Origin of the sequence: Stieleria sp. (assembly GCF_041595215.1) — a bacterium.
In the GTDB taxonomy this organism is placed as follows: Bacteria; Planctomycetota; Planctomycetia; order Pirellulales; family Pirellulaceae; genus Stieleria; species Stieleria magnilauensis.
Genome location: NZ_JBFHKV010000516.1, coordinates 1 through 5,808, shown reverse-complemented (window position 1 = coordinate 5,808; position 5,808 = coordinate 1). Strand labels below are relative to the sequence as shown.

General features: G+C 58.5%; 4 protein-coding genes. All 4 read right to left on the bottom strand.

What is annotated here, in order from left to right; all coding sequences use genetic code 11:
* The coding region (locus tag ABX749_RS19120) for a zinc ribbon domain-containing protein (protein ID WP_372897371.1) at positions 1–1,491 on the bottom strand (1,491 nt) is incomplete at its 3' end.
* Between the two features lie 44 nt (positions 1,492–1,535).
* Positions 1,536–2,738, bottom strand: a complete 1,203-nt coding sequence (locus tag ABX749_RS19115; protein ID WP_372897370.1) for a choice-of-anchor D domain-containing protein — start codon at positions 2,736–2,738, stop codon at positions 1,536–1,538.
* A gap of 117 nt (positions 2,739–2,855) precedes the next feature.
* Positions 2,856–4,106 (bottom strand): DUF1559 domain-containing protein, encoded by a 1,251-nt coding sequence (locus ABX749_RS19110; RefSeq protein WP_372897369.1) that lies wholly within the window; start codon positions 4,104–4,106, stop codon positions 2,856–2,858.
* An 821-nt stretch (positions 4,107–4,927) separates the two neighbouring features.
* Positions 4,928–5,665, bottom strand: coding sequence for a DUF1080 domain-containing protein (locus ABX749_RS19105; protein ID WP_372897368.1), 738 nt, complete (start codon positions 5,663–5,665; stop codon positions 4,928–4,930).
* Positions 5,666–5,808 lie beyond the last annotated feature (143 nt).

Genomic DNA, 5,808 nt, shown 5'->3' with positions numbered 1-5,808 from the left:
GGGCAATTTGACGAAGCGTGAAACCAGCTCGCGGGCAGGGAAACTGACCCAGACGGGCGTCGATTCGACATCGTGCTGGTCCATGAACGTTGCGATCGCCGTCCGAATCGATTCGTCCAATGTGGATTCGGCAGTGCTTCGTGTCAGCGGGGCGTCGAAGGAGAATTTGTGGCATTCCGCCAAACGGGGCTGTTGATCGCTGGTCAGTTCCAGGCACACCGCTTTGATCCCTGACGCGCCGATATCGAGCCCCCAGCATCGTTCTGCTTTCTTGCGGCCGAGTCGTTTCAACAGGCCTTTCTTGGGAGAAAAATCGTCTTGGAAACGCCCCAGCCCGAGTCCTTGCAGTGCCAGGCCGATGGCGGCGTTGAATTGACCGGGTGAGGCGCGGAGTGCGGCGTGGTCGTCCAGATCGATGCTCGTCGGAAACGCCAGGATTCCCAGTGAACCGCCGACCCAGCTGCGCGGTTTGACCTCCAAGGGTGCGAACAGGTCGCGAGGTGTCGACCGGGCCGCTTTGACCTGTTTGCTGAGCCGTTGGAGCATCTTGACCGCTCGGGGGTCACCGCCAGATCGCTCGCTCCAGTGTTTTGAGATCCGCCCCAATGTCGGTGTAGCAAAGGGTTCACCGTTGAATTGGTTGGCCAGCCATCGGATTCGTTCGACCGTCTGGTTGATGTCGTCATAGGCTTGGTTGCGTGCGATCGCGGGGACACATTGCAGGATTTCCGCGGCCGCCGTGGACTTGTGATGTTGGTGCAGCGTGGTCGCTTTTGCAACCAGCTTCTTGCCCACCTTGCGGGCCAGGTTGGCGACCGTCTCGTCATCCGGTTTGAGTTCCAACAAGCGGTCCAGAATGGCTCCTGATGTGGTCCAGTCCCGTTTCTGAAACGCTTCCTGCAGTGATTGCTCGGCATCGTCAAGCTGTTGGAGCAACTGTCGGGATTGCTGCAGCTGACGTTCCGCCTCGGGCGTTATTAATTTCGGCGACAATGCAGAGAGCAATTCGACGACGCGTGCCGGGTCGCCTGAGTCGTAGGCCTGTTGTGCCGCTGCGATCCGCTCCGACGCCGAGCCACATTCTTGCTCAGCGATCCGGTCAATTTTTTGTTGTGCCGTTGTCGCTTGGGTGAACACGTCCTTGAATCGGTAATCCGTTTCACGCGTGACGACGGCCAGCAGCCCTTTCGATCTTTCAAAATCGCGTTCTTTCGCGGCGTCGATCGCATCTGCGATCTTGGCTTCCAGATCTCGTTTGCGTTTGGATAGCGAGGCCACGAGATCCGATCCGCAATTGCCGCAAAACGACTGCGTCAACAACACGGGCTTGCTGCATTGGGCGCAGGGCTCGAGTAGTGCATGCCCGCAGCCGGCGCAGAATTGACCGCCCGACGGATTGGTCGCGTCGCACGCACCGCAAGTCATCTTGCCGGACGGCTGTGTCGGACTTGCCGAAGGGGTGATCTGATCAACAGGTGAAGAACTAGACATCTCGAACTACGTGACGAAGAACTAAAGCGGGTGAAGCATCCTGGTCAATCGGCATCAAAATCACCGACAACGCCGTACACCGGCAGCCAGTTGGAATACGACTTCATCTCGGGATCACCGATTTGAATGTAGCCATGTTGCTCGGCGAGATTGAAGCGTCGATACGGGCAGCCTTTGGGAATCGAAATCCGCAGCCGATAACTGCCGTCAGTCTCGAGTGGCTGGAGTTCGGCTTGCAGCTCTTTCGGCTCGATGTCAAGCACCGCGATTTTTCGGGAACGATCCGCACGGGAGCGGACGACGACAAACAGATCGTGTTGCTCGTTGTTTTCCACGGTGCCGAAATCGACTCCGGTGCGACGATCGACGTTGGGCCCGTAAAAGCCGATGGGCGGACGAACTCGACCCCCGAAGTCCAGCTTGCATTGCTGTTCTTGGCCGTCGATCTCGACCGTCAATTCCAGTTGGTCGCTGTAGTGGCCATAGTCCTTGGCTTCCATTTCAACGGTGATGCGACTGGCCGCCGTTGCCGACAGGTCGCCGAGAGTCTGGTCACCGACAGTCTGATTGTCGATCGGTTCGGGAACGGCGACCCACTGAAGATCAAATGCCGCATTGGAAACATCGACGACGTTCAAACGTTGCGCCAGCTGACTGTAGATCAGAAAGTCGACCGTCGATGCCTGTCCCATGTCATGGCTGCCGAAGTCGATCGCGCCGGGAAGGACCAGCTCTTTTCGTTGTCGACTGAACACAGACAAGATGACCGTCTTGTTCAACGGATCGTTGGTCGCAATCGTCACCCTGCCTTGGAAAGGCTCGGCTGACGGTTGACGGCTGGCAACCAATTCGATCGTGCATCGAGTGGATTCGCCCGGTGCCAGTTGCTGCCCTTCCAATTGGGCCGTCAAGCGATCCGAATTGGTCTCGCGGATTCGCAGATTCAAATCGGCATTGCCGACGTTTTCGATCTCGACGGTGTGCCGCACGGTTTCTCCCGGCCGGACCCAACCGAAGTCGTGCACCGCGGGCCACGCTCTCGCCGAAGGGCGGGGCTTGTTTTGATACGTTTCTCGCTCAATGGCTTGCCTGTCCAGTTCCGCGACACGCTGATCGTAGTCATCGCGTCGGCTGTCGGGGACGCCCCACGGCTTGTAGCTGACGACCTGGGTGAGGGCCAGGGTGAACGAGGCAAACCCGAATACCAGGCCACCGAAGACGAGCAGTCGTTTTGTAAATTGATTCATTCCAGTCTTTCACATTGCCGCGTCGATTCAACACGAGAGACCCCCATGACATCGTGTGCCATGGAGGTCCTCAAAAGTGACATTTCTGCCGTCTCGTTGGACAGAAAGCGTTCGTGATCAGTTCTCTTCGAACTGGCCCTTGAAGGAGCTTTCGTCCAGGAACAGGCCGCTGAACATTTCAGCCGGCTGCAGTTCGACCGTGCTGCCGGCGTATCCGACACCCGAGTAATCGGTCAAGTTGTCCGGGACGGGGAAGCCGGGGTTCAGGTAGCCGTCGCCGTTCTCGTCTTGGAACAGTTGGACCGAACCGTCACCCATCAAGATGTTCGCTCCGCCGCTGTGGATGGCGAACCAGTCACGCGTGTCTTGCAGGTAGAAACCCGAGGGGCTCGTGTCGTCCGATCCCAAGGGGGCTTGGCAATTGACGGTCGACGGTGCGCCGCGTTCGCAGTTGATTTGCTCGACCATCGAGACGGCGGCGTTGAGCAGGATCAAGCGATTGTTGGTCGTCGCCAAGTAAGCGGGGCCATCGTTGAAGGCTTCTGCGAGCAACATCCCGCGGGGCAGTTCTTCTTTGGTGTTCGGAACGTCGGTCCCGAGAATCGCTTCGTCAACGTCACCGGGGCCGGCGTCGCCGAGCAACGGAATGTTGCTCGTCGCGATGCGGCTGCGATCCAAGACCGAAGCCAACAGCGGTCCGCTGGTGTCTTGACGCTCTTTGAATTTTCCACCGGTCGACGAGATGATCTCGCCCGCCGTGCTGTCGTATTCCATGATCGGAGCGACGCGAACGAGGAAGTAGCCGGCCGCGTAGTTGGTCATGTAACCCTGGTCCACGTACAGGCCACCGACGTACTCGGCTGCACTGTTGTATTGGGTCGCACCGACGGTCACGGGGTTGGCCGCAAAGTCGACCGCTGCGTTGGACGAATCGAACATGCGATCGGCCGCGCCGGCACGCATGCGGGTCCAGCTGTTGCCCGCTGACGGGCCAACCGTCACGCCGTTGCCCGACGTCGAGATGCCGATCAGGTCGTTCAACTTTTCAAGTGCCTTGGCGGGGTTGCTGGGGCACAACATGTCACCGGGGATGGCCGATCCCGTGTTGACCAGGTCGGCGACCCAGCCGTAGGTGTCCATGTCACCGTCACGCTCGAAGTCGGAGGCACCGGTGCACAAACGGCCCAGCGGGTCACGGTCGGAGAACGTGTACATTCCGATTCCGAACTGACGCAGGTTGCTCGAGCACTGGGTGCGGCGAGCGGCTTCACGAGCCTTGGTCAGGGCCGGCAACGCCAACGCGGCCAGCAGGGAGATGATGGCGATCACCACCAACAGTTCGATCAGGGTGAAACCTGATTTTCGCATACGCGACATTTCGAATTCCTTGTTTGGATTTCTGTGGATTTGTCGATCGGTGCAACGCACGCGATGCGACTGACTTAGGAACAGAAGCAGTGAACCTGATTCCGGTGAAGCCTTGATGGAGTGAAGATGAGCAATCGATCAAACTCTTGCCGTGTCTTCGATTCCGCAGTGCCTGGCCCGTGAACCCGGTTGCTTTGACAGGCGTATTCAAGCGGGAGCTGGATCTGCTGCAATCTCAAACCGATTGAATTGCGTCAGACTTCATCGTTCCTTCGCATTGCGTCCGCGACTCCTTCACATCACTCGGCGCAGCCGTCATGCGAGGCGGAATTCGAGGCGCAACCCAAACACTGGCTTCACGAATCCTTCACAGTGGGTGAAGGCGGTGGCGTGCGAGATGGCTGCACGAGAGAGGGGTGGCGGATTGCCCGATTGAATCGGGACAGGCGGTTGACGCGCGGCCTATGGGCGTATACCGCTAAGTAAGCATCGTTTCTTTGTGCTGGGGCCCGTAGGCTCGCGCCAAACGGCTGATTCAATCCATTGAGCCGTTGATGAGTTTCGCGGTGGTGGGTGAGAGCGGGTGGCCTGGCGGGCAACGCTGTGAAGCATTTATTCCCTGCGTTTTACCCGGTGTTAGCGGCAGGGCGCAAGCCCTCCGGTCTCTCATCGCTCCCGAAACACCGGCGGGCTTGCGCCCTACCGCTAAAAAAATGCTTCACAGTGTTGCCTGGCGGGGACTGGCGGGCGCTGCGCTTTTGGGGGGACGCAAGCTGGAAGCTTACGCCACTTTTGGGGACGCAAGCTGGAAGCTTACGCCACTAGAGGTTTTGCAGGCGGACGTTTTTGAATTCGGCCCACATCGGTGCTCCGGCGTGCAACTGCAGTCCGAGGAAGCCTTTGGAAAACGACTTTTCGGGATGGTTGTCGGTGAAGTCCAGAATCAACCGGCCGTTGAGGAAGTGTTGCAGATGGTTGCCCTTGGCGATGATCACCACGTCGTTCCACTGGTCGACTTTCATCAACTCTTTGAACTCCTCTTTGCTGATCAGCGGTTCGCCGATGACCTTCTTGCCGTCTTTGTTCCAGACCGCTTTTTCACCGACCAGACAGATGCGTCCGCGCGAGCCTTTCTCGTCGTAGATGAAACCCGGCACGTTCGGCAAGTCTTCTTCGTTGCGGATCTCATGCTGGTAGCCACGCAGCACCCATTGGTTGACCGCTTTCTCGTCCGTCTTGACGCGTTGCGATCGATACTGAATGCCCGAGTTGTTCGACGCGGTGCAACGGAACGACAATCGCAGCTCAAAATCAGCCACTTCGTCTTTCCAAATCAAAAACGTATTTCCCTTGGTCGAAACCTCCTTCGTCGTCTCGCCGTGAATCACGCCGTCGCGAACACTCCACAGCCGCGAGTCTCCGTCCCAACCGGTCAAGTCTTCGCCGTTGAACAGCTGGGTCATGCCGTCCGGTTCAGGCGGCGCCGTGACCGCGGGCGACTCGGCAAAACAGGCGGAAACGAACAGACAAAGGGTGCCGAACAGGACGGGGCGGAGCATGGGAGTTCTCGTGAGAGGGGAATGTTTGACAGTGAGGCGGATTCAAGCCAGGCATTATGACCGCAGACGCCGGGGGGTGCCAGGGTTTCAGGTTTCGGGTTTCAGGTTTCGGGTTTCAGGTTTCGGGTTTCAGGTTTCGGGTT